General features: G+C 69.9%; 20 protein-coding genes. 14 read left to right on the plus strand and 6 right to left on the minus strand.

Features of this window, described 5'->3' with window-relative positions; all coding sequences use genetic code 11:
- Positions 1 to 14 precede the first annotated feature (14 nt).
- The 8 genes from ACFSE6_RS09085 (at position 15) to ACFSE6_RS09120 (ending at position 7419) form a co-directional block, all read left to right on the plus strand.
- Positions 15 to 1916, plus strand: coding sequence for a glycoside hydrolase family 15 protein (locus tag ACFSE6_RS09085; protein WP_388005378.1), 1902 nt, complete (start codon positions 15 to 17; stop codon positions 1914 to 1916).
- A gap of 4 nt (positions 1917 to 1920) precedes the next feature.
- On the plus strand, positions 1921 to 2607 hold the full coding sequence (locus ACFSE6_RS09090) for an MBL fold metallo-hydrolase (RefSeq protein WP_388005381.1): 687 nt from the start codon (positions 1921 to 1923) through the stop codon (positions 2605 to 2607).
- Positions 2608 to 2676: 69 nt separating this feature from the next.
- Entirely contained in the window at positions 2677 to 3444 is a 768-nt protein-coding gene (gene pcaD / locus ACFSE6_RS09095; protein ID WP_388005384.1) for a 3-oxoadipate enol-lactonase, read from the plus strand.
- Between the two features lie 41 nt (positions 3445 to 3485).
- Positions 3486 to 3773, plus strand: a complete 288-nt coding sequence (locus ACFSE6_RS09100) for a YciI family protein (RefSeq protein ID WP_388005387.1) — start codon at positions 3486 to 3488, stop codon at positions 3771 to 3773.
- Complete coding sequence (locus ACFSE6_RS09105; RefSeq protein WP_388005390.1) at positions 3773 to 4735, plus strand: bile acid:sodium symporter family protein; 963 nt, start codon at positions 3773 to 3775, stop codon at positions 4733 to 4735. The genes ACFSE6_RS09100 and ACFSE6_RS09105 overlap by 1 nt, the downstream gene beginning before the upstream one ends.
- Before the next feature lie 146 nt (positions 4736 to 4881).
- The gene (locus tag ACFSE6_RS09110) at positions 4882 to 5574 is read left to right on the plus strand and encodes a 3-oxoacid CoA-transferase subunit A (protein ID WP_388005393.1); all 693 of its coding nucleotides are present in this window, start codon (positions 4882 to 4884) and stop codon (positions 5572 to 5574) included.
- Positions 5571 to 6224: a 3-oxoacid CoA-transferase subunit B gene (locus ACFSE6_RS09115; RefSeq protein ID WP_388005396.1), complete on the plus strand. Its 654-nt coding sequence runs from the start codon at positions 5571 to 5573 to the stop codon at positions 6222 to 6224. The genes ACFSE6_RS09110 and ACFSE6_RS09115 overlap by 4 nt, the downstream gene beginning before the upstream one ends.
- A gap of 10 nt (positions 6225 to 6234) precedes the next feature.
- Positions 6235 to 7419: a thiolase family protein gene (locus ACFSE6_RS09120; RefSeq protein WP_388005399.1), complete on the plus strand. Its 1185-nt coding sequence runs from the start codon at positions 6235 to 6237 to the stop codon at positions 7417 to 7419.
- Positions 7420 to 7707: 288 nt separating this feature from the next.
- Here ACFSE6_RS09120 and ACFSE6_RS09125 read toward each other — a convergent pair whose 3' ends face one another.
- On the minus strand, positions 7708 to 8784 hold the full coding sequence (locus ACFSE6_RS09125) for a TerC/Alx family metal homeostasis membrane protein (protein ID WP_465254138.1): 1077 nt from the start codon (positions 8782 to 8784) through the stop codon (positions 7708 to 7710).
- 236 nt (positions 8785 to 9020) lie between these two features.
- Positions 9021 to 11117 carry an excinuclease ABC subunit UvrB gene (gene uvrB, locus ACFSE6_RS09130; RefSeq protein ID WP_388005405.1) on the minus strand — a complete coding sequence of 699 codons (2097 nt, stop codon included), beginning with the start codon at positions 11115 to 11117 and terminating at the stop codon, positions 9021 to 9023.
- A 170-nt stretch (positions 11118 to 11287) separates the two neighbouring features.
- Between uvrB and ACFSE6_RS09135 the strand changes: the two genes are divergently transcribed.
- Positions 11288 to 12841 (plus strand): Re/Si-specific NAD(P)(+) transhydrogenase subunit alpha, encoded by a 1554-nt coding sequence (locus ACFSE6_RS09135; RefSeq protein ID WP_388005408.1) that lies wholly within the window; start codon positions 11288 to 11290, stop codon positions 12839 to 12841.
- A 10-nt stretch (positions 12842 to 12851) separates the two neighbouring features.
- Positions 12852 to 14270, plus strand: a complete 1419-nt coding sequence (pntB, locus tag ACFSE6_RS09140; RefSeq protein ID WP_388005411.1) for a Re/Si-specific NAD(P)(+) transhydrogenase subunit beta — start codon at positions 12852 to 12854, stop codon at positions 14268 to 14270.
- Here pntB and coaE read toward each other — a convergent pair.
- A complete protein-coding gene (gene coaE, locus ACFSE6_RS09145) occupies positions 14254 to 14856 on the minus strand; it encodes a dephospho-CoA kinase (RefSeq protein WP_388005414.1) in 603 nt (200 codons plus the stop codon). The two genes, pntB and coaE, sit on opposite strands and share 17 nt — an antisense overlap.
- Before the next feature lie 162 nt (positions 14857 to 15018).
- Here coaE and ACFSE6_RS09150 point away from each other — a divergent pair, with 162 nt between their 5' ends.
- On the plus strand, positions 15019 to 15450 hold the full coding sequence (locus ACFSE6_RS09150; protein WP_388005417.1) for an OsmC family peroxiredoxin: 432 nt from the start codon (positions 15019 to 15021) through the stop codon (positions 15448 to 15450).
- 97 nt (positions 15451 to 15547) lie between these two features.
- On the opposite strand, the gene rpsA is transcribed toward ACFSE6_RS09150, so the two are convergent.
- Positions 15548 to 17026 carry a 30S ribosomal protein S1 gene (gene rpsA / locus ACFSE6_RS09155; RefSeq protein ID WP_388005420.1) on the minus strand — a complete coding sequence of 493 codons (1479 nt, stop codon included), beginning with the start codon at positions 17024 to 17026 and terminating at the stop codon, positions 15548 to 15550.
- A gap of 244 nt (positions 17027 to 17270) precedes the next feature.
- Positions 17271 to 18656: a hypothetical protein gene (locus ACFSE6_RS09160; protein WP_388005423.1), complete on the minus strand. Its 1386-nt coding sequence runs from the start codon at positions 18654 to 18656 to the stop codon at positions 17271 to 17273.
- Positions 18657 to 19091: 435 nt separating this feature from the next.
- Between ACFSE6_RS09160 and ACFSE6_RS09165 the strand changes: the two genes are divergently transcribed.
- Together ACFSE6_RS09165 and ACFSE6_RS09170 are read left to right on the plus strand one after the other, a co-directional pair.
- Positions 19092 to 19958 carry a class I SAM-dependent methyltransferase gene (locus tag ACFSE6_RS09165; RefSeq protein WP_388005426.1) on the plus strand — a complete coding sequence of 289 codons (867 nt, stop codon included), beginning with the start codon at positions 19092 to 19094 and terminating at the stop codon, positions 19956 to 19958.
- Positions 19958 to 20425, plus strand: a complete 468-nt coding sequence (locus ACFSE6_RS09170; protein ID WP_388005429.1) for a TIGR03668 family PPOX class F420-dependent oxidoreductase — start codon at positions 19958 to 19960, stop codon at positions 20423 to 20425. Before ACFSE6_RS09165 ends, ACFSE6_RS09170 begins: the two co-directional genes overlap by 1 nt.
- Before the next feature lie 208 nt (positions 20426 to 20633).
- On the opposite strand, the gene polA is transcribed toward ACFSE6_RS09170, so the two are convergent.
- Entirely contained in the window at positions 20634 to 23369 is a 2736-nt protein-coding gene (polA, locus tag ACFSE6_RS09175; protein ID WP_388005432.1) for a DNA polymerase I, read from the minus strand.
- On the opposite strand from polA, the gene ACFSE6_RS09180 reads away from it, so the two are divergent.
- Positions 23368 to 23805: a PaaI family thioesterase gene (locus tag ACFSE6_RS09180; protein ID WP_388005435.1), complete on the plus strand. Its 438-nt coding sequence runs from the start codon at positions 23368 to 23370 to the stop codon at positions 23803 to 23805. The genes polA and ACFSE6_RS09180 overlap by 2 nt on opposite strands.
- The last annotated feature ends 28 nt before the right edge of the window (positions 23806 to 23833 follow it).

Consider the following 23833-nt stretch of genomic DNA (forward strand, 5'->3'; position numbering starts at 1 on the left):
TCACGATGCTGGCGATGAGCTCCGCCACGCCCGCGCTCTCCCCGGCCCCCGGTTCCCCACGGGCCGGCACCACCCCGATCGGCGAGTACGCGGTTCTCGGCGATTCCCGCACGGTCGCGCTCGTCTCTCGTGACGGGTCGATCGACTGGCTCTGCCTGCCGTGGCTCGACTCGCCGGCCCTCTTCGCCGCGCTGCTCGGCGGGCCGGACAACGGCCGATGGCGCCTGGCCGCCGTGCCCGGCGACGGCGCAGACAGCGACGGGCCCGACTCCGACGTGACGGCCACCCGGCGCTATCGCGGGGACAGCTTCGTGCTGGAGACCACGTGGACGACGCCGACGGGAACGGCCCGCGTCATCGACGCCATGCCGGTGGGCGACGAGCGCTCCGACGTCGTCCGCCGTGTCGAGGCAGTCAGCGGCACCGTGACGTTCGAGCACGAGTGGGTGGTCCGGTTCGGTTACGGCAAGACGCGCCCCTGGATCCGGCGCATCGGCACGGCCACTGGCGAGGCGGTGCGAGCGATCGCCGGTCCCGACTCCCTGAAGCTCGAGGGCGACCGATTGCCGAGGGGAAGAGCGGGACGCCACACCGACCGGTTCACCGTCTCCGCCGGCGAACGCGTCGACCTCGTCCTGACCTGGAGCAAGTCCTGGCAGGCGGTCCCCGACCGCACGGACGTCACCCGCGCACTCGCCGAGACCGAGGAGCTGTGGAGCGACTGGGCGCGGTCCGCCGCGTACTCCGGGCCGTACCGTGACCTGGTCGTGCGGTCCTTGCTCGTGCTCAACGTGCTCACCCAGGGGCCCACCGGCGGCATCGCGGCAGCGGCCACCACCTCGCTGCCGGAGGAGCTCGGTGGAGAGCGCAACTGGGACTACCGCTTCTGCTGGCTCCGGGACGCCGCGCTGACCGTCGAGGCCCTCATCGAACTGGGATACCGAGGTGAAGTCGAACGCTGGCGATCCTGGTTGCTCCGGGCGGTCGCCGGCGACCCGGAGAACGTGCAGATCATGTACCGGCTCGACGGGTCGCGCGAGCTGCCCGAACGCGAACTCGACCACCTCGCCGGCTACGCGGGCTCGCGCCCCGTCCGCGTCGGGAACGCCGCCGTCGACCAGCACCAGAACGACGTGCTCGGCGAGGTGATGCTCGCCCTCGACCTTGCACGCCGCCACGGGCTGGAGAGTGATCCGGACGCGTGGGCGCTCCAGCGGGTGCTGATCGATCAGCTCGTCGAGCACTGGCGCGAACCCGATCACGGCATCTGGGAGGTCCGCGGCCCGCTGCGGCACTTCACGCACTCCAAGGTGATGTGCTGGGCTGCACTCGACTGCGCCGTAAGGGCTGTCGAGCAGCACGGCCTCGACGGCCCGATCGAGTCGTGGCGGGCCGTCCGCGACGAGATCCACGCCGATGTGCTCACTCACGGTTACGACACCGACCTCGGCTCGTTCGTCCAGTACTACGGCGCGACGACGACGGACGCTTCCCTCCTGCAACTCGTCCAGGTCGGCTTCCTCGCACCGGACGATCCGCGCATCCTCGGGACGATCGCTCGCGTGCGGGACGAGCTTGCGGACGGGCCCTGGGTGCACCGGTACCGGACCTCGACGGGGGTCGACGGCGTTGCGGGAGACGAACATCCCTTTCTGGCCTGCTGCTTCTGGCTGGTGGACGCGCTGGCCCGCACGGGCGACGTCCGGACCGCGCGCCGCTACATGGACGAACTGGTTTCCGCGGCCAACGACGTCGGGCTCTTCGCCGAGGAGTACGACCCGGTGAACCGCCGCTTCACCGGCAATATGCCTCAGGCGTTCTCCCACCTGGCGCTGGTCCGGGCCGCTCACGCCCTGCAGGCGGCCGGCGACGCCGATCGCCCGCTGGGCGCGCACGCCCCCGGTACGGAACGATGAGGCCATGAGCGAGATCCAGGACGAGTTGCCCGATGCTCACGTCGAGCCCGGCGGCCGGTCCGTGGCTCACCGGTTGGGAAGTGTGACGGTCCGTAAGGCGTCGGTCTCTGAGGAGGACAACAACGCCTACCTCGTCACCAGCGGCGATTCCCAGCTCCTCGTCGACGCCGCCGACCGTGCCGATCGCGTGCTCGCGCTGATCCGTGAAGGCGGCGACGGCCTGTCCGCCTTGCTCACGACTCACCGCCACTGGGACCATCACCGCGCGCTGACTGCGGTCGCCTCGGCCACGGGGGCCGAGGTACTCGCCGGCGCCGAGGACGCCCCGGAGCTGCCGGTCCGCCCCACCCGCACGCTCACCCACGGCGATGTGGTGACGCTCGGCGAGACCACGCTCGAGGTGATCGCCCTGCGCGGGCACACCCCCGGGTCGGTCGCCCTCGCCCTGACCGAGCCCGACGACGGCCCGTCGCCCGGCCGCGTCCACCTCTTCACTGGAGACTCCCTCTTTCCGGGCGGAGTCGGGCGCACCTGGTCGGCAGAGGACTTCGCCACCCTCATCGACGACGTCACCTCCCGTGTCTTCGACCGGTTCGCCGACGACACGCGGGTCTATCCCGGTCACGGCGACGACACCACACTCGGCCGGGAACGGCCACACCTCGCCGAGTGGCGCGCCCGGGGCTGGTGAACCACCTCGACCGTCCACGCGTCGTCCGTAACTGTTGGCCCCTCCCCCGACGGCCAATACGGTGACGCCATGTCCACACCGATCGTCCACCACGAGGTGACCGGCGAGCCCGAACAGCCCGCCGTCGTCCTGTCCAACTCGCTCGGGACCAATCTGCGGCTGTGGGACGCGCAGGTTCCCGCCCTGGCCGAGCACTTCCGGGTCATCCGCTACGACAGCCGAGGCCACGGCCGCTCCCCGGTCGAACCGGGGCCGTACTCGATCGAGGACCTGGGTGGCGACGTCGTCGCCCTGCTGGACCACCTCGGTATCGACCGCGCGTACGTCGTCGGCATCTCCATCGGCGGGCTCACCGCCCAGTACCTCGCGGCCGCCCATCCCGACCGTGTGCGCGGCATCGTCGTGGCGAACAGCGCACCGAGGCTCGGCCAGCCGGACGCCTGGCGCGACCGGGCGCAGCGCGTGACCACGGAGGGCATGGCGGCGGTCGCCACCGGTGTGGTGCAGAAGTGGTTGACCACCGCCTACGCCCGGGACCATCCGGAGACCGAGGCCTGGCTCACCGACATGCTCCTGGCCAACGATCCGAGTGGGTACGCGGCCACCTGCTCGGCGTTGGCCCGCGCGGACCTGCGCGAGGCGATCCGTTCGGTGACCGTGCCGACCCTGGTCATCGGCGGCGCCGCGGACACCTCGGTCGAACCGCAGGACACCCGCACCGTTGCCGAGGCCGTGCGAGGCGCGATCTACCACGAACTGCCGACCGCCCACATCTCGAACGTCGAGGCCGCCGACGACTTCACCCGACTCGTCCTGGGCTTCCTTCTCTCCGGCTGACAGACGGTCTACCCCGCTCCTGTCGTCGGTAGGCTGGCGGGATGAACCTGTTCGCCGTCGAGTACGTCTACGACCAGGCCCGCACCGCCGACATCGATGCGCTACGGCCCCAGCACCTGGAGTTCCTCCGGCAGTTGCACGAGGACGGCCGGGTCGTGGCCGCGGGTCGTTGGCAGGACGCCGCCACCCCGGGGGCCCTGCTGCTCGTGCACGGGCAGGACCACGACGACGTCCTGCATCTCCTCGACGGTGACCCGTTCCACCGCGCCCACCTCGTCGTGCGCCGGACGGCGCGTCCGTGGCAGCCGGCCGTCGGCTCCCTCGGCTGATGAGGCGATTCCTCAAGACCTGGATCGACCCTTTCGTCCTCGCCCTCCTCGCCGTCCTGGCGCTCGGGATTCTCGTCCCGGTACCGGAGGCTGCTCGTGAGGCGGTCGAGACCGCGGGCACCGTCGCGGTCACCATCCTGTTTCTCGTCTACGGCATGCGGCTGTCGACGCGCGAGGTGCTCGCCGGGCTGCGCAACGTGCGGCTCCAGGGCGCCATCCTGGCCGCGACGTACCTACTGTTCCCCGCCATCGGCCTGGCGCTGCACGGGCTGACCGGGTCGCTGATCGGCGGTTCACTCGCCACCGGCCTGCTGTATCTCACGCTCCTGCCCTCGACCGTGCAGTCGTCCGTCGCCTTCACCTCCATCGCACGCGGCAACGTCCCCGGCGCCCTGTGCGCCGCGACGATCTCCAACGTGCTCGGCATGGTGCTCACGCCTCTGCTCGTCCTCGCGTTCCTTGGTCAGGTGGGACCGGCAGGCTTCCAGGGGCTGCGCGACGTCCTGCTGCACCTGCTTCTCCCGTTCGTCGTGGGTCAGCTCCTGCAACCGCTGACCGGCAGCTGGATCCGCAACCATCGCTCCGTGACCGTCTCGGTCGACCGCGGCACCATCCTCATCGTCGTCCTCGGCGCGGTCCTCGAGGCCACCGCCGACGGCGTCTGGTCCGCCGTGTCCTGGCAGATGCTGCTGGCCCTGGTCGCGCTGTGCGGTCTCGTCCTCGGTGCGCTGCTCGCCGCGACGTGGTGGGGCGGGCGCGGCCTCGGACTCGACGTCTCGGATCGCATCGCGCTGCTCATGTGCGGGTCGAAGAAGTCGCTGGCCACCGGTCTCCCCATGGCCGCCGTGCTGTTCCCGGCTTCGACGGCTGCGGTCGTCGCCGTGCCGGTGATCGTGTTCCACCAGATCCAGCTGATCGTCTGTGCTGTGCTCGCCCGGCATCTGGCTCGGCGGGTGCACTAAGCGTCGCCGGCGCCTCCGCATGCGCGGCGCCGCCCTGCCGGTTCGCGACGGTCGTCGTCCTTGACCGCGTACGCCGGCGAGGGAACAATTGGTTCCCCAAGCGCGCATCTGTGCGCTTACCGAACAGGAAGTGAGCCGCGCACCTCATGTTGATCACCGAGGATCTCCGTGAGGCCGTGGCCGGCATCCCCGACGGTGCGACCGTGATGATCGGGGGCTTCGGCACGGCTGGACAGCCCGTCGAACTCATCGACGCCCTCATCGACCAGGGGGCGAGCGACCTGACCGTGATCAGCAACAACGCCGGCAACGGGGACGTGGGACTGGCCCAACTCATCGCGCTCGGGCGGGTCCGCAGGATGGTGTGCTCCTTCCCCCGGCAGAAAGACTCCTGGCATTTCGACGAGCGGTACCGCGCGGGCAGGATCGAGCTCGAGGTGGTTCCCCAGGGCAATCTCGCCGAACGGATCCGCGCCGGCGGTGCGGGTATCGGCGCCTTCTACACCCCGACCGGTTACGGCACGTTGCTGGCCGAGGGCAAGGAGACTCGCACGATCGACGGTCGCGACTACGTCCTGGAGTACCCGCTCACGGCGGATGTCGCCCTGATCAAGGCCCGGCGCGCGGACAGCGTCGGCAACCTGGTCTACCGGAAGACGGCCCGCAACTTCGGCCCGATCATGGCCGCAGCAGCCGCGACGACGATCGCCCAGGTCGCCGACGTGGTCGAGGCGGGCGGGATCGATCCGGAGGCCGTGGTGACACCAGGCATCTACATCGATCGAGTGGTGCGCATCGCCGAGCCGGCGGCAGCAGGAGAGCTGGAGGTCGGGCAATGAGCCAGCCACTGGACCGGGACGGCATCGCACGCCGCGTTGCAGCGGACATCCCGCAGGGCGCGTTCGTGAATCTGGGCATCGGGATGCCCACCACGGTGGCGGGTTACCTCGAACCGGACCGCGGGGTCACGTTGCACACCGAGAACGGGATGCTCGGCATGGGGCGTGAGGCGAGTGGCGACGAGATCGACCTCGATCTCATCAACGCCGGCAAGATTCCGGTCACTGAGTTGCCAGGGGCGGCCTACTTCCACCATGCCGACTCGTTCGCCATGATGCGTGGCGGCCATCTGGACCTGTGTGTCCTTGGTGCCTTCCAGGTGTCGGCGTCCGGCGATCTCGCGAACTGGCACACCGGTAAGCCGGACGCGATCCCCGCCGTCGGGGGCGCGATGGACCTCGCGATCGGCGCGAAGCAGACCTTCGTCATGATGGAGCTTCGCAGCCGCGACGGGACGCCGAAGCTCGTGCAACGGTGCAGCTATCCGTTGACGGGCGTGGGCTGCGTATCGCGGGTGTACACCGACGTCGCCGTCTTCGACCTGGCCGACGGTACGGTCGCCGTAACCGAGACCTTCGGCCCGGCCACGGTCGACTCGCTGCGCGAGCTGACCGGCCTCGACCTGCTCGACCGCACCGCGGCCCACTGAGGAGTCCCCCATGGCGAGAGCTGCCTTCGTCTACGACGCCGTCCGCACCCCGTTCGGGCGGTACGGCAAGGCGCTGGCCGGTGTGCGGCCGGACGATCTCGGTGCCGCGGTGATCGGAGCGCTCCTGGACCGCAGTCCGGACCTCGATCCGGTGAGGATCGACGAGGTGCTCTTCGGCAACGCCAACGGGGCCGGCGAGGAGAACCGCAATGTGGCGCGGATGTCGTCGTTGTTGGCCGGCGTGCCCACGTCTGTCCCGGGCGCGACGGTGAACCGCTTGTGCGGCTCGGGCGTGGAGGCGATCATCCAAGGTTCACGTGCCATCGAGACGGGCGATGCGCGTCTTGTGCTGACCGGCGGGACCGAGTCGATGTCCCGGGCGCCGTGGGTGCTGCCGAAGACCGAACGGCCCTATCCCGCCGGTGACGAGACACTGGTCTCCACGACGCTGGGCTGGCGTCTGGTCAACCCCAGGATGCCGGCCGAATGGACGGTCTCGCTCGGCGAAGGCGCCGAGATCCTGGCCGATCAATACGGCATCGGCCGCGACCAGCAGGACGAGTTCGCGCTGCGCAGCCACCGGTTGGCGACCGAGGCCTGGGACGCCGGCCGGTACGACGCGGAACACGTCCCGGTCCCGGGCGTCGACCTGGACCGGGACGAGAACATCCGGCCCGACGCCTCGCTGGAGACGTTGGCCGGGTTGAAGCCGGCATTCCGCCGCGAGGCCGGCACGGTCACCGCGGGGAACGCCTCGCCGCTGAACGACGGCGCCTCCGCGGTCCTGCTGGCGGACGAGGCGGCCGCAGCCGACCTCGGCCGGGCGCCGCTGGCCAGGGTGGTGAGCCGGGCGGCGTCCGCCGTCGACCCGCCGATCTTCGGCATCGGGCCGGTCGAGGCCGCGAACCTCGCACTCGAACGCGCGGGCAGGTCGTGGCAGGACGTGGATCTCGTCGAGCTCAACGAGGCGTTCGCCTCGCAGTCGTTGGCCTGTCTGAAGCTCTGGCCGGACCTCGATCCGGAGAAGGTCAACGTCGATGGCGGGGCGATCGCGATCGGCCATCCGCTGGGGGCCTCGGGTGGGCGCATCGTGGGTCACCTGGCACATGCGCTGGCCGCTCGCGGCGGCGGGCTGGGCGTCGCAGCGATCTGCATCGGCGTCGGTCAGGGCCTCGCCGTTGTCCTGGAGGGGTGACGAGCACGAGCGAGGAACGAGCGGAGTGCGAGGAACCCCGACCACCCAACACCAGGGGTGACGAGCACGAGCGAGGAACGAGCGGAGTGCGAGGAACCCCGACCACCCAACACCAGGGGTGACGAGCACGAGCGAGGAACGAGCGGAGTGCGAGGAACCCCGACCATCCAACACCAGGGGTGACGAGCACGAGCGAGGAACGAGCGGAGTGCGAGGAACCCCGACCATCCAACACCAGGGGTGACGAGCACGAGCGAGCACCCCGGACAGGGTGTCGCCCGATCGGTCTCAGCTCTCCTCGCGCTCGCGCTCCTCACGGGCCAGGCGCGCGCGAGCCTGCGTGAGGTCTTCGCCGGGACGGACCATGACGCCTTCGACCGCGGCGAGGCGCCGGTCCTTCGCGTTGCGGCGGAGGCTGGCGATCACGGTGACGATCAGCACGCCGACGATCCAGCCGAGGGAGACGTACTGGTCGGGCTCGGGGATGCTGTGCCAGTCGTAGAACTGGAGGAAGCCCAGCTCCGTCTCGTGAAGGGCGTGGATGACCTGCTTGACACCGATGAAAGCGAGGATCGCCGCGAGGCCGTAGTGCAGGTACACGAGCTTGTCGAGGAGCCCGTCGATGAGGAAGTACAGCTGCCGCAGTCCCAGCAGTGAGAACGCGTTGGCCGCGAAGATCAGGTACGGCTCGTGCGTGACGCTGTAGATCGCGGGAATGGAGTCGACGGCGAAGACGAGGTCAGCGCTGCCGATCGCGATGATGGCGAGGAGCAACGGGGTGATCATGGTCCGCCCGTGGTGGCGGTGGAGCATCTTGCCGCCGACGAAGCCCTCGGTGACCGGGACGACGCGGCGGACCAGGCGGACGAAGGCGTTCTCCTGGTATCCCTCGTCCTCCCCGGTGTCGACAGTGCCTTCGCGGGCCTGGCTGATGGCGGCGTAGATGAGGATGGCACCGAAGAGGAAGAAGACGTCGGACCACCGTTCGACCACGGTGGCGCCGATCGCGATGAAGATGCCGCGAAGGACGATCGCGATGACGATCCCGGCGAGCAGGACCTCCTGCTGATACTTCCGAGGCACCTTGAACGCCGCGATGATGATGACGAACACGAAGAGGTTGTCGATCGAGAGGCTCTTCTCGAGCAGGTACCCGGTGAAGTAGCCGGTGCCGTGCTCGTGGCCCCAGACGCCCCAGACGATGAAGCCGAACACGATCGCCATGGCGACGTAGGCGGCGGACCACCATGCCGCTTCCTTGATGGACGGGGCGTGCGGGTTGCGTAGGTGGCCGACGATGTCGACCGCGATCATGACGACGATGAGGCCGACGAGCGAGAACCAGCCGAGCGCGTGGACGTCCACGGAATCCTCCGGTACGTAGGGGTAGGTACCGGAGGTCTCTTCCACCCGATCCGACCGGCGCCGTAGTGGGCCCTCAGTCGATCCGGGCCGGTGGAACCGAGCGGGCCAGGCTGCTCGCCGTGATGACGACTCCACCGATCAGGGAATACTCCCCTCCCGCGGACAAGAGTACGTCAGCGCGACGGCGTCGGCGACAGCTGCCCGCGTGACGTCGGACGCACGCCGCGCGGCGGTCCTCAGGCGTTCGCGGCCGTCATCTGCCGCAGCTCCTTCTTGAGGTCGGCAATCTCGTCCCGCAATCGCGCGGCGAGCTCGAACTGGAGGTCCTCGGCGGCCGCGTGCATCTGGTCGGAGAGGTCTTGGATGAGCTGGGCGAGGTCGCTCGAGGCCGCACCGGCGAGCTTCTCCCGCGTCGTCTCCCCTGCCGCCTGCTTCTGCTTCCTGCTCGGTCCGGAGCCGGCACCGCGGTAGCCGCCCTCGAGCAGCTCGGCGGTGTCGACGTCTTCGCGCGCGAGCATGTCGGTCACGTCCGCGATCCGTTTGCGCAGCGCCTGCGGCTCCACCCCGTGCTCCTCGTTGTAGGCGAGCTGCTTGGCACGGCGGCGGTTCGTCTCCTCGATCGCGCTCGCCATCGACGGCGTGACGGTGTCGGCGTACATGTGGACCTGTCCGGACACGTTCCGGGCGGCCCGCCCGATGGTCTGGATGAGAGAGGTCTCCGAGCGCAGAAAGCCTTCTTTGTCGGCGTCGAGGATCGAGACGAGCGAGACCTCCGGCAGGTCGAGACCTTCACGCAGCAGGTTGATGCCGACGAGGACGTCGAACGTGCCTAGTCGCAGCTCGCGGAGCAGCTCCACCCGCTTGAGCGTGTCGACGTCGGAGTGCAGGTAGCGCACCTGAATGCCCCGCTCGAGCAGGTAGTCGGTCAGGTCCTCAGCCATCTTCTTGGTCAGCGTGGTGACCAGGACGCGCTCGTCGCGTCCGACGCGTTCGTTGATCTCCCCGAGCAGATCGTCGATCTGCCCCTTGGTGGGCTTGACGACCACCTCGGGGTCCACCAGGCCCGTCGGGCGGATGATCTGCTCGACGACGCCGTCGGACTGGCTGAGTTCGTACGGTCCCGGGGTGGCCGAGAGGTAGACGGTCTGGCCGATCCGCTCGAGAAACTCCTCCCAGCGCAGCGGACGGTTGTCGACTGCCGAAGGCAGCCGGAACCCGTGTTCGACCAGCGTGCGCTTTCTCGACATGTCGCCCTCGAACATGGCCCCGATCTGCGGCACGGTCACGTGGGACTCGTCGATCACGAGGACGAAGTCCTCCGGGAAATAGTCGAGCAAGGTGTTCGGCGCGCTTCCAGGTGCGCGACCGTCGATGTGCCGCGAATAGTTCTCGATGCCGGAGCACGTCCCGATCTGGCGCATCATCTCGATGTCGTAGGTCGTGCGCATCCGCAGCCGTTGGGCCTCGAGAAGCTTGTTCTGCCGCTCGAGCTCCTCCAGCCGTTCCGCGAGCTCGGCCTCGATCCCCGCGATGGCACGCTCCATCCGCTCGGGTCCGGCGACGTAGTGGGTCGCCGGGAACAGGTGGACGGACTCCTCGGAGCGAATGACCTCTCCGCTGACCGGGTGCAGCGTGCTCAGCGCATCGATCTCGTCCCCGAACATCTCGATCCGGATCGCGAGCTCTTCGTAGACCGGGATGATCTCGATCGTGTCGCCACGGACCCGGAACGTGCCGCGGGAGAACGCCATGTCGTTACGCGTGTACTGCATCTGGACGAACTGCCGCAGGAGCTCGTCGCGCTCGAGCTGCTGGCCCACGTGGAGCTGGACCATCCGGTCGACATACTCCTGCGGCGTACCGAGACCGTAGATGCAGGAGACCGAAGCGACGACGACCGTATCCCGCCGGGTCAGCAACGAGTTGGTGGCGCTGTGCCGCAGTCGTTCGACCTCGTCGTTGATCGAGGAGTCCTTCTCGATGTACGTGTCCGTCTGCGGCACGTAAGCCTCAGGCTGGTAGTAGTCGTAGTACGAGACGAAGTACTCGACGGCGTTGTGCGGTAGCAGTTCGCGGAACTCCGTGGCGAGCTGGGCCGCCAACGTCTTGTTCGGCGCCATGACGAGCGTCGGACGCTGGATCCGCTCGACGAGCCACGCCGTGGTCGCGGACTTTCCCGTGCCGGTGGCACCGAGCAGCACGACGTCCTTCTCGCCGGCGTTGATGCGGTCGGCGAGCTCGGCGATCGCCGTCGGCTGGTCACCCGACGGGCTGTAGTCGGAGACCACCTCGAACGGGGCGACGGTCCGTTGCAGGTCGGTCACGGGGCGCATGTCACTACGGTACGGCGCGGCACTGACACGGCGTGGGGCAGGGCGACGGGCGTCACAGCGTGACCGGGGCCTGCGCCGTACCCGCCGGTCGGCGTGTCCGGCGTGCACACGCCTGCGCCGGGCCGCCCCGGGCGTTACGTTGGCGCCAGACACCGTGGTCGGGAGGGCGCATGAGGATCGGCATTCCCCGTGAACCGCACGAGCACGCGCGGCTGGTGTCCGCGACACCGGCCACCGTGCGCCGCCTCGTTCAGCTCGGCTACGAGGTCCTCGTCGAGTCCGGCGCAGGCGAGCGGGCACGCCTGCCGAACCGCTCCTACGTCGAGGCCGGTGCCCGGATCGGCGACACCGCCGAGGCTTGGGGAGCCGATGTCGTGGCCGCCGTCGGGACGCCCACGCGGCGCGAGATCGATCTGCTCCGGCCCGGGGCCACGCTCATCGGCCAACTCGCCCCCGGCACCCGCCCCGAGCTGCTCGACCTCCTCGCCGAACGGCGCATCACCGCGCTGGCGCTCGACGCAGTGCCGCGGATCTCACGCGCACAGTCGCTCGACGTGCTCTCCGCCCTGTCCAACGTGGCCGGGTACCGGGCGGTCATCGAGGCGGCCCAGGAATTCGGCGGCATGTTCGCCGGGCAGGTCACCGCAGCCGGGACGACGGCGCCCGCGAAGGTCTTCGTCATCGGAGCCGGCGTCGCCGGTCTCGCGGCCATCGGGACGGCGTCCAGCCTCGGTGCACAGGTCCGGGCCTTCGACGTACGGCCGGAAGCCGGCGAGCAGGTGGAGTCGATGGGCGCCACCTTCGTCCAGGCGGCGGAGGCCACCAGTGGGGCGACTGCCGACGGTTACGCCGGGGCGTTGACCGAGGACCAGGAGGCGGCCACCCGGCGGCTGTACGCCGCCGAGTGCGCGGACGCCGACATCGTCATCACGACCGCCCTCGTGCGCGGCACCGCCCCGACGACGGTCACCGCCGAGACGATCGCCGCCATGCGGCCCGGCTCGGTGATCGTCGACCTCGCCGCTCCCGGTGGTGGCAACGCAGAGGCGACCGTACCCGGAGAGCGGGTCGTCACCGACAGCGGTGTCATCGTCCTCGGTTGGACGGATCTGCCTGACCGACTGCCGCAGCACACCTCCCAGCTCATCGGCACCAACATCGCGAATCTGCTCGCGCTCATGACGCCGGGACGGGACGGCGAGCTCACCGTGGACCTCGAGGACGCCGTCGTACGCGGGATGACCGTCGCCCGCGATGGCGAGGTGCTGTGGCCGCCACCGCCCGTCTCCGTCACGGCGACCATGCCCTCGTCGCCCGCCGGCGCCGCTGCGGCGACGACCGAGCCGGAGCCGGACACCGCGGCGTCCGGCGGCCAGGTGCGTCGGCGCGGCCTGCTGCTGGGTCTGGCGGTCGCGTTGGCCGGACTCGCCGTCGCCTCCTCGCCGTCCGACGTCGGCGGCCACGTCGTGGTCTTCGTACTCGCCGTCATCGTCGGCTTCTACGTCATCTCCTCCGTGATCCATTCGCTCCACACGCCGCTGATGAGTCAGACCAACGCGATCAGCGGCATCATCCTCGTCGGCGCACTCCTGCAGGTCGGCAACGAATCGTGGGTGGTGACCACGCTTGCCGTCGTCGCCGCCTCGGTCGCCGCGATCAACGTCTTCGGCGGGTTCCTCGTCACCCGGAAGATGCTCGCCATGTTCCGGACGGCGGAGCGGTGAGGGGGCGGGGATGAGTGTCGTCTCCGTGGTCCAGGGCAGCTACCTCGTGGCCGCCGTCCTGTTCATCCTCTCGCTCGCCGGCCTGTCCAAGCAGGAGACCGCACGCCGCGGCAACGTCCTCGGTATCGGTGGGATGGTCTTGGCCCTCATCGCCACCGTGGTGCTCGCGCTCGACCGCTCGGAGCGGCCCTGGGAGCAGACGGCCGGTCTCATCGTGCTCGTCTTCGTCGTTGGCGCGACGGTCGGAATCTGGCGCGCACGCACGGTGGAGATGACACAGATTCCCGAGCTGATCGCGCTGCTGCACTCCTTCGTCGGGCTCGCAGCCGTGCTGGTGGGCTACGCGTCCTACTTGACCGAACCAGAGACGGACACCGTCCACCTGGTCGAGGTGTTCCTGGGCGTCCTGGTCGGCGCCGTGACGTTCACCGGCTCCGTCGTGGCGCACCTCAAGCTTGCAGGGCGGATCCGGAGCGCGCCGCTGCACCTGCCCGGCCGGAACGGCCTCAACCTGGCGGCCGCGCTGGCGCTGGCGGCTCTGATGGCGTGGTACATCGTCGCGGGGACGCGCGAGGCCGGTACCGGTGCGCCCTCCGGACTGCTGCCGCTGGCTATCACGACGGCAGCGGCCCTCGCGCTCGGATGGCATCTCGTGGCCTCGATCGGCGGGGGAGACATGCCGGTCGTGGTCTCGATGCTGAACTCCTACTCCGGCTGGGCGGCGGCCGCCGCGGGGTTCATGCTCGGCAACGACCTGCTCATCATCACCGGCGCCCTCGTCGGCTCCTCCGGTGCGATCCTCAGCTACCTCATGTGCCGCGCCATGAACCGCTCGTTCGTCTCGGTGATCCTGGGCGGGTTCGGCGCCGAGGACGGTGTCGCCGCAACGGGGGCCGGCCCGGACGGCGAACACCGTGAGACCTTCCCCGGCGAGGTCGCCGAGCAGCTCCGTGGCGCCCGTTCGGTGATCGTGGCGCCCGGCTACGGCATGGCGGTGGCGAAGGCGCAGTACCCGCTCGCCGATCTGGCGGCCAAGCTGCGCGGTCGTGGCGTGCAGGTGCGGTTCGGCGTCCATCCGGTCGCCGGACGGCTGCCCGGCCACATGAACGTCCTTCTGGCCGAGGCCAAGGTGCCCTACGACGTCGTCCTCGGCATGGACGAGATCAACGGCGACTTCGCGGATACCGACGTCGTACTGGTGATCGGTGCCAATGACACCGTCAATCCTGCCGCGCAGGAGGACCCCGGCTCGCCCATCGCCGGCATGCCGGTGCTCGAGGTGTGGAAGGCACGCGACGTCGTTGTCTTCAAACGCTCCATGGCCACCGGATACGCCGGCGTGCAGAATCCGCTGTTCTTCCGCGACAACACCGCCATGCTGTTCGGCGACGCGAAGGAGCAGGTGGAGAAGATCATCCAGGCGTTGTGACCCGGTCCGCCCAGAAGTCGTCGACCTGGCGGCGCAGGTTCTCCTCGGACCCGGTGCCGTCCAGGACCACGTCGGCCGCGGCGAGCCGTTCGTCGTCACTCGCCTGGGCGTCGATCCGCGCCTGCGCGTCCACCTCGTTCATGCCGCGTCCCGCCGTGAGCCGGCGTAGGCGTTCCTCGGCCGGGGTGTGCACGACGACGAGGACATCGAAGCTCTCCCCCTGGTGCGTCTCCACCAGCAGGGGGATGTCGTGGACCACCGTCTCTGCGCCGGCCTCTCGCGCCGCGGCCTCCCGCTCGGCGGACAGGCGCCGGACCTGCGGATGGACGATGGCGTTGAGACGCTCACGCGCCACGGGGTCGCCGAAGACCACCGCGCCCAGGGCTGCGCGATCGAGCGCGCCCTCGGCATCCAACACGCCGTCGCCGAACGTCTCGGTGATCCAGCGCAACCCGACGGAGCCGTCCGCGACAGCCTCACGTGCCAGCACGTCGTGATCGATGACGACGGCGCCCAGCTCACCGAAGCGGCGCGCAGCAACGGACTTGCCGGCGGCGATGCCGCCGGTGAGACCGATCCTGACCATGACCTCGAGACTACGGCGTCGGACGCGCTCGCACAGCGGCCCGACCGTGCCGCGACATGCCAGCGGTAGCCGTCCGGCGATCCGGCGCGGCAGGATGGCGGTGACCCAACCGGACGCCGCCGGCGGTCGCTGCCGGACCGGCGTAGATCCGAAGGAGCGCACATGCCCAACCCGATCGTGAGCAAGGCCAGCACCACGTGGAACGGCACCCTGTTCGAGGGGTCGGGGAGCACGAACCTCGACTCCTCCGGTGCGGCGGCGTTCGACGTCGCCTGGAGCAGCCGCGCCGAGTCGCATCAGGGCAGGACGAACCCAGAGGAGCTGCTCGCCGCTTCCCACGCCACCTGCTTCTCGATGGCGTTGTCCAACGAACTCACCAACAACGGCACGCCCCCGACTCAGCTGCAGACCTCGGCGGAGGTCACGTTCGTGGCCGGGGAGGGCATCACGGGGATCGCGCTCAGCGTGCGGGCGCAGGTGCCGGACATCTCCGCGGAGGACTTCCAGAAGATTGCCGACGGCGCCAAGTCCGGCTGCCCCGTCAGCCAGGCGCTCCAGGCGGTTCCGATCACCCTGGACGCGTCCCTCGCGTGACGTAGTGGTGCCGGTCTTCCCGGCAGACGCGACGAGGCCCGCCACCGTTCGGTGGCGGGCCTCGTGTATGGGAGCTGAGACAGCGTCCTGACCGGTGTCAGTTGCCGGTGAGCTTCTCCCGGAGGGCGGCCAGGGCCTCGTCCGAGGCGAGCGTCCCGCCGGACTGGTCCTGCGTGGAGGTGTAGGTCGCCGGTGCGGCAGCGGCAGCAGGCGCGGCCTCGCCGGACTCGGACGCCGCGGCGTCGGCCTCCATGGCGGCGCGGACCTGCTCCTTGTGGGCCTCCCAGCGCTCGTGGGCCTTGGCGTACTCGGCCTCCCAGGCCTCGCGCTGCGCCTCGTAGCCCTCGAGCCACTCGTTGGTCTCCGGGTCGAAGCCCTCGGGGTACTTGTAGTTGCCCTGCTCGTCGTACTCCGCGGCCATGCCGTACAGCGACGGGTCGAAGTCGTCGCTGTTCGGGTCGACGCCCTCGTTGGCCTGCTTCAGGGACAGCGAGATCCGGCGACGCTCCAGGTCGATGTCGATGACCTTGACGAAGACCTCGTCACCGACCTTGGCGACCTGCTCCGGCACCTCGATGTGGCGCTGGGCCAGCTCGGAGATGTGCACCAGGCCCTCGATGCCGTCCTCGACGCGGACGAACGCACCGAACGGCACGAGCTTCGTGACCTTGCCGGGCACAACCTGGCCGATGGCGTGCGTGCGGGCGAAGGCCTGCCACGGGTCCTCCTGCGTCGCCTTGAGCGAGAGGGAGACGCGCTCGCGGTCCATGTCGACGTCGAGGACCTCGACCGTGACCTCCTGGCCGACCTCGACGATCTCGTTCGGGTGGTCGATGTGCTTCCAGGACAGCTCGGAGACGTGCACGAGGCCGTCCACACCGCCCAGGTCCACGAACGCGCCGAAGTTGACGATCGAGGAGACGACGCCCTGGCGGACCTGCCCCTTCTGCAGGGTCTGCAGGAAGTTGGAGCGGACCTCGGACTGGGTCTGCTCGAGCCAGGCGCGGCGGGAGAGCACCACGTTGTTGCGGTTCTTGTCGAGCTCGATGATCTTGGCCTCGAGCTCGCGACCGACGTAGGGCTGCAGGTCGCGCACGCGCCGCATCTCCACCAGGGAGGCGGGGAGGAAGCCGCGCAGGCCGATGTCGAGGATGAGGCCGCCCTTGACGACCTCGATGACGGTGCCGGTCACGACGCCGTCCTCGTCCTTGATCTTCTCGATGGTGCTCCAGGCGCGCTCGTACTGTGCGCGCTTCTTCGACAGGAGCAGACGCCCTTCCTTGTCCTCCTTCTGGAGAACCAGAGCCTCGATCTGGTCACCGACGGCGACGACCTCTTCGGGGTCGACGTCGTGCTTGATCGACAGCTCGCGGGAAAGGATCACGCCCTCGGTCTTGTAACCGATATCGAGGAGAACCTCGTCCCGGTCGACCTTGACGATGGTGCCCTCGACGATGTCCCCGTCGTTGAAGTACTTGATGGTCTCGTCGATCGCGGCGAGGAGTTCGTCCTCGCTCCCGATGTCGTTGACGGCCACCTGAGGGGACGTCGGCTGGGTGGGCGTAGTGGTGGTCATTGAGCTGTGGACTCCGATGCGGACAGGAACAGGACGTCGGTGCGACGTACAGGGTGGACAGGATGATGTTGTGTCGACGTCCACGAGCCGGCGTTGCCGGCCTCGCGGACGCCACATGGTGACTCAGGCGCGCGCAGCCAAGGCCGCACTGCGCCAAAGAGTGATGCTACCGACGGCGCACGAGAGGCGGCAACCGGGCTGGTGGCAGGCGAGCACCGAGCGGCCGTGAGATCCGTCTCGCCTGTCACGGGATGTCGAGCAGGGCGAGCTCGTCGAGTCCCACGCCGGCGATCTCCTCGCCCACGGGCACGGTGTAGATGCCGTACGGCTGCCGCAGCACGTGCCGTTCTCTGCCGTCGGAGAGGGAGAGCAGGCGGAACTCGAAGGTGCCGGCGAGGAGGTCGTCCTCGCGGACGATGGGTGCGTCGACGTTGTCCACCTCACGGTTGAACCAGGCCAACTCGTCGCTTCCCGGCGTCAGCAGCGCCAGTCCGTTCTCACCGGAGATGAATGTGTGCCCCTTCGAGGTCGACACGCTCGGTTCGATGGTCTGCCCGAAGGCCGAACCGGTGCCCAGGTCGGCGAACGGGCCGTTGACGTGCCCGGTCCCGCGGTCGACGGAGAACACGCGGCCGTCCTCGTCGGCGAAGACCGGACGGGTGACGTCGGTCGCTGCGCCGCCGTCCGTGCCCGGGAACAGCAGCCGGATCCGCTCGACTCGATGGAGCTCGTCGAGGCTGTAGGAGTAGGCGACCGCACCGTCCGGTTCGTTGCACCAGAGGCGTTCGCCGTCGTCGACCAGCCGAGAGCACCACGGGAGCCCGAGCAGCTCGCCGCTCGCCGGGTCGACGAACGCCGTCGCCATCCCTGCCCAGATCGCGACCGTCCGGCCGCGCGGGCCGACGTCACGGAAGCGGGTGCGGTCCATGATCGGGCCGTCGCGCTCCACCCCCGGCCCGGGGCGACCGATGATGCGGTCGTCGGAGAACAGATCGTCATGGTGCTCACGGCCGGCCAGGTCCAGGCTCCACCGGGGCTCCAGCTGTGCTGTGAATCCGGAGACGACGGCGTGCGGGGACGGTTCGCGTTCCTCCAGCACCATGAGTGTCTCCCCGGCCACGTGCACGGCGCTGGCCCATGCCTCCACATCGGCGGTGCGGGCGTCCTGGCCGGTGGCAGGGTCGAGGAGGTGCAGGCGCCACCGGGTCCCGAGGTCCGTGGCCCTGTCCCGCTGCAGGGCGGAGGCGCAGAAGACGAGGCCGTCCGGCAACGGGTCGGGTGCGCACAGGCCGCCGTCGAGCTCGCGACGCCAGACCTCCTCACCGGATTCCGGGTCGAGGCCGTGCAGGGCGATGTCGCCGCCGGCCTCGTCGCCGGTCATGGCGAGCCAGGCCGGACCGGCGTCGACGAGGTAGTTGCCGTCGAACGAGCCGTCGAGTTCGCCGACGAAGTCCGGTTCGTCCAGCTCGGGCCGCAGGTCAGCGTCCTGGACCACCCAGGTGGCGCCGACGTCGTTCGGGCGGGCGGTGTCATCGGGTGTCGCGCCCGAGTCCGACCGGCTCTCACCTCCGTCGGAGAGTGCGGAGACGGCACGCACCAGAAGCAGCACGACGACGACGGCGCCGATCACCAACGCGCGCCGCCGGAGTCGGCTCCGCGTCCGGGTCCAGGGGTTCCGAGGTGGCACGGGCGAGGAGGACGGCCCGGTGGCCCGCGGCGAGTCCAGGCGCTCGGCCGCCCGCGGCGGCGGGGGCTGCGGTCCGGCACCGGGCTGCCCTTCCTGGTTCGTTTCCGCCTGGTACGGCGGACCCGCCGTCGCCGCTGAAGGGTCCGGCCAGGCATGACCCGCCTCGCTCTCGTGAGGACCACCGTGGTGCCGACGACCGGCCCGGTCGTCCCTCAGCCGCCGGACGAGCCGGCCGTACGGGTTGCTTCGCCGGCCGCTACCCGGCCTCGGTGCCGCCCCGTAGTCGCCATACGGCTCCTTGTCGCCGCGATCACGCACCACGTCCCCCTTTCGGCAGCAAGGTACCCGGTGCCGGCGTGTGCCGAGGACACTGGTCACGTGACTGAGAACGACGACACACTCTCCGCCGTCGACGACACCGCAGAGTCCGGCGAGCCGACAGCACCGGTATCGGCCGGCTATGAACGTGTCGACGGCGAGGCCGCGGCGGAGGCCAACGCCCGCTGGTGGACCGCGGCGTCCGAGTCGTACCTGGCCGAGCACGGCGGCTTCCTCGGCGCGGCCGACTTCTGCTGGTCGCCGGAAGGAGTGCGCGAGGCCGATGTCGCGCTCCTCGGCCCACTGGAGGCGTTGCGGGCTTCGCGGGTCCTCGAGATCGGCTGTGGTGCGGCGCAGTGCGCCCGGTGGCTGGCGGCGCGCGGGGTCGACGTCCTGGCCAGTGACGCCTCCGCCGGGATGCTGGAGCGTGCCGCAGAGTTGGACGCAGCAACCGGAACGGCCGTGCCGCGGGTGCTGGCGGACGCCCGGCACCTGCCCTTCGACGACGGGGTCTTCGACGTGGCGTTCACCGCGTTCGGGGCGCTGCCCTTCGTCCCCGACGCCGGGGCCGTGCACCGGGAGGTGGCGCGGATCCTCCGGCCGGGTGGGCGCTGGGTCTTCTCGGTGACCCACCCGATGCGGTGGGCGTTCCCGGACGATCCGACGGAGCGTGGCCTGACGGTCAGCCGGTCCTACTTCGACCGGACCCCGTACGTCGAACGCGATCGTTCCGGGGCTCCCCTCTACGCCGAGTTCCACCGCACCCTCGGGGACCACGTGCGCGACGTCGTCTCGGCGGGCCTGGTGCTCGAGGACCTCGTCGAACCCGAGTGGCCCGATGATCTTCAGCAGGTCTGGGGCGGCTGGGGGCCGGAACGGGGTCGCCTCCTGCCGGGGACCGCCATCTTCGTGACCCAGAGGCCCTGATGGCGCGGCTCGAGAGCGACGCCTGCCGGAACAGTTTCGCCGCGGCCCGGATCGCCCATCTGGCGACGGCGGACGAGGGCGGTCAGCCGCACGTGGTGCCGGTGACGTTCGCTGTCCTCCCCGACGCCGCCGCACCCACCGGTGCGGCGGTCGTCGTCGCGGTGGACCACAAACCCAAGACGACGACGCGGCTGCGCCGGCTGCGCAACCTCACCGAGAACCCCCGCGCGGCCCTCCTCGTCGACCACTACGAAGACGACTGGACGCGGCTGTGGTGGGTGCGGGCCGACGTCGACGGTGCCGAGGTCCGACCACTCGCCGAACAGGACACCCCGGCCGGCGTGCGCGGCGTCTCAGCGCTCGATGCACTGGTGGCCAAGTACCCGGCCTACGCCGAACACCAGCCGGACGGCCCGCTGCTCCACCTGCCGGTCGCTCGCTGGTCGGGCTGGACGGCCGGCGCCTGACCTCCCTGGCTGCTCCCCGCCTCGGGCTCGTCAGTGGGCCGCATTGAACTGGCCCACCTCCTCACCCTCCGGCTCCGGCAGCCACTCCTCCCTCACGGCCGCACTCCGCCTCGGGCTCGTCAGTGGGCCGCATTGAACTGGCCCACCTCCTCACCCTCCGGCTCCGGCAGCCACTCCTCCCTCACGGCCGCACTCCGCCTCGGGCTCGTCAGTGGGCCGCGTCGCGCCAGGAGCGGCCGGTGCCCACCGAGACGTCCAACGGGACCGACAGTTCCGCCGCGGCGCCCATCTCCCGGCGGACCAGTTGCTCGACCTGCTCGGCCTCCCCCGGCGCCACCTCGAGGACGAGCTCGTCGTGGACCTGCAGCAGCATCCGGGACCGGAGGCCCGACTCGTCAAGCGCCCGGGCGGTGCCGATCATCGCCATCTTGATGATGTCCGCCGCCGATCCCTGGATGGGGGCGTTGAGGGCCATCCGTTCGGCCATGTCGCGACGTTGCCGGTTGTCGCTGGTCAGGTCGGGCAGGTAGCGGCGCCGGCCCATGATCGTTTCTGTGTACCCGGTGCGCCGGGCGTGCGCGACGATTCCCGTGAGGTAGTCCCGCACGCCGCCGAACCGCTCGAAATAGGTGTCCATCAGCTCGCGCGCTTCCTCCCGAGCGATGCCCAGCTGACGCGAGAGACCGAACGCGCTGAGGCCGTACGCGAGCCCGTAGCTCATGGCCTTGATCTTGCTGCGCTGGGCGGGCGTGATCTCCTCGGTCTCGAACACGCTGGAGGCGACGTAGGAGTGCAGGTCCTCGCCGGAGTTGAAGGCGTCGATCAGGCCCTCGTCCCCGGACAGGTGCGCCATGATCCGCATCTCGATCTGCGAATAGTCGGCGGTCATCAGCGCCTCGTACCCGTCCCCGACCACGAATCCCTCCCGCAGCCGCAACCCGTCGGCCGTGCGAACGGGGATGTTCTGCAGGTTCGGGTCCGTCGAGGACAGCCGACCGGTGGCGGCGATCGTCTGGTGGAACGTCGTATGGATCCGGCCGTCGGCCGAGATCGACTTCAGCAGACCCTCGGCGGTCTGCCGCAGCCGAATCTGGTCACGGTGCGCCAGCAGATGCTCGAGGAACGGGTGCTCGGTCTTGGCATAGAGATCGGCGAGCGCGTCGGCGTCCGTGGTGTAGCCGGTCTTGGTCTTCTTCGTCTTCGGCATGTCCAGCTCGTCGAAGAGCACCTCCTGGAGCTGCTTCGGGCTGGAGAGGTTCACCTCGTGGCCGATGGCGTCGTATGCGGCGGCCGCATGCCGCTCCACCGCGTTGTCGAAACCCGCACGCAGGTCCTCGAGGTTGGCGACGTCGGCGCAGATTCCGGTCTGTTCCATCCGCCGCAGGACGGTGAGTACGGGCAGCTCGACCTCCTCCAGCAGCCGCCGTCCACCGCGGCGCTCGAGCTCTTCGCCGAGGACGTCGGTGAGCTGGACGACGGCGGACGCGCGAAGCGCCGCGGGCCGGTCGGCTCCGGCGGCGTCGTCGAGGGCGAGCACGGCCTGCCCGTCGGGTTCAGCCTCCTCCAGTTCGCGCCGGAGGTACCGCACCGACAGGTCCGCCAGCGCGTAACGCCGGTTGTCCGGGTGGATGAGGTACCCGGCCAGTGCGGTGTCGAAGACGACGCCACCGAGATCGAGCCCGCGACCGCGCAACTCGTGCCAGGCCGTCTTCGCCTCGTGCACGGCCTTGGGCCGGTCCGCATCGGCGAGCCATGCGGCAAGTGCAGCCTCGTCCTCCGGTCCGACGTCGGCCATGTCGACCGTGACTGCGGCTCCGGTCGCCGTCGCCAGTGCCAACGACCACGCGTCTCCGGCCCCCTGGGCGTAGCTGCCGGTGACGTCGAGGCCCACCGTGGTGCCCGCACCGGCGTGCACCTCGAGCCACGGCCCGAGACCGTCGGTGAGGTCGCCGACGGCGTGCAGGTCGAGGTCGAGGCCCGGCGTCGGTTCCTGGGGCACCGTGTCCGGCAGCGTGGCGAAGAGACGGTCGCGCAACACGTCGAACTCGAGGGCGTCGAACAGCTGGTGCACCGCTTCGCGGTCGACCGGTCGCCGTTCCAGCTCGCCGACACCGAGCGGGAGATCGACGTCGATCATGAGCTGGTTGAGCTGGCGGTTGCGGATGACCTGGTCGAGATGGTCCCGCAGGCTCTGACCCGCCTTGCCGGTGATCCGGTCCGCGTTGGCGATGACGTTGTCCAGTCCGTCGTACTGGTTGACCCATTTCGCGGCGGTCTTCGGGCCGACACCGGGCACACCGGGCAGGTTGTCGCTCGTCTCCCCCACCAGCGCGGCAAGGTCCGGGTAACGCGCCGGCGGCAGGGCATACTTCTCGAGCACTGCGGTCGGCGTCATGCGGGTGAGCGTGGAGACGCCGCGGATCGGATACAGCACGGTGACGTCGTCGTCGACCAGCTGGAACGTGTCCCGGTCGCCCGAGATCAGCAGGACCTCCATCCCCTGCTTCGCCGCGGCGACGGCCAACGTGGCGAGGATGTCGTCCGCCTCGAACCCCTCCTTCTCGAGGATCGGGACGTTCATCGCCGCCATCACCTCGTGGATGAGATCGATCTGCCCGGCGAACGGCTCCGGCGCGGCGTCGCGGTTGGCCTTGTACTCGGCGTACTGCTCGGTGCGGAACGTCCCGCCGGCCATGTCGAACGCGACGGCGAGATGGGTCGGCTGCTCCTCGTCCAGGAGCTTGATGAGCATCGAGAGGAAGCCGTACACGGCATTGGTGTGCTGACCCGTGGTCGTCGAGAAGTTCTCCACCGGCAGCGCGTAGTAGGCGCGGAACGCCATCGAGTGTCCGTCGACGAGAAGCAGGCGAGGGCGGTCCGGCGACGTCCCCGTGGTGCCCGGGATGGTGCTCGTTTCACTCACGGATGTCACCCTATGGCCCATGACTGACGTGACGGGTCCTGCGTCGCAGACCGACGACGTGCTGACCATGCTCGCCCAGGGCGCGGACGGCACGCTCGTCGCACGGCTGGGGATCGAGTTCCTCGAGGCGGGGCCGGAGTCCGTCGTGGCGCGAATGCCGGTGGCAGGAAACACGCAGTATCACGGCCTGCTGCACGGGGGTGCGACCGCCGCGCTCGCGGAGACGGTCGGGTCGGTCGCCGCCGGGGTCCACGCCGGCCGCGACCGGGTCGTCGTGGGCACCGAGCTCAACGCCACGCACCACCGCACGGCCCGGTCGGGACACGTGATCGCCCGGACGACGGCGCTGCATCAGGGCCGTCGGACCGCCACCTACGACATCACGGTCACCGACGACGCGGGCCGGCGGGTGTGCACCGCCCGACTGAGCTGCATGATCCTGGACCGGGACGACTGACCTGCCGCTCGAGCCCGCAGGTCCTACG

The organism is Georgenia deserti (assembly GCF_042680605.1).
Taxonomy (GTDB): domain Bacteria; phylum Actinomycetota; class Actinomycetes; order Actinomycetales; family Actinomycetaceae; genus Allobogoriella; species Allobogoriella deserti.